The following is a 587-nucleotide window of genomic DNA, read 5'->3' as shown; positions in this document are numbered from 1 at the left end:
AATTTCAGTTGCGGAAAATCGGTACGATTTTCCGATTAAGACTGAAAGATAGAAAATTGCAATGAATTTCCGTAGGAAATTCAGTAGCAATTGAATTTATACATTGTTAGCAAATCGGCTTTTTTCAGTTTATCCATTGTTCAGTCAGCTGAATAAACTCGCTTAACTCATATGCAAAGAATATTATCAAAATTGATAATTCGTTTTCATATTTTTCTTTTTTTCTCAAAGTCAGTATGAAACATGCAATTGGAATTATCATTAATAATTTCAGTACAGTCGCATAAGGATAGTGATTTAGTTTCGAGAAAAACGAAACAAAAGCGAAAAGTCCTATAATCAAATTCAGCCATTTTCTTTTAATTACACTATAAATTACAAATATCAAGCTCAAAATTCCGAAACTGATAAACGAAATGTTTTTTAGAAGTTCATTTTCGATAAAGGACAGAATAAAATTAACAATTAGTCCAGCTAAAATTCCGGCTAAAAATTTCGGTTTAGTTTTCTTAAAAAGAATAATTCCGATCAAGATTCCAACTCCGATTATAATTTTTGGGTAGATCATTTTCAGCTGTTTGCTAACG

The 587-nt window shown here is 29.5% G+C and carries 1 protein-coding gene; it reads right to left on the bottom strand.

The window, feature by feature from the left end; all coding sequences use genetic code 11:
• Positions 1–124: 124 nt before the first annotated feature.
• Positions 125–587, bottom strand: a 463-nt coding sequence (locus WA340_RS05980) for a hypothetical protein (protein WP_336127874.1), incomplete at its 5' end; no start/stop codon positions are given.

It is taken from the genome of Mesoflavibacter sp. CH_XMU1422-2 (genome assembly GCF_037029245.1).
Taxonomy (GTDB): Bacteria; Bacteroidota; Bacteroidia; order Flavobacteriales; family Flavobacteriaceae; genus Mesoflavibacter; species Mesoflavibacter zeaxanthinifaciens.
This window is presented reverse-complemented; position numbering and strand designations above follow the sequence as displayed.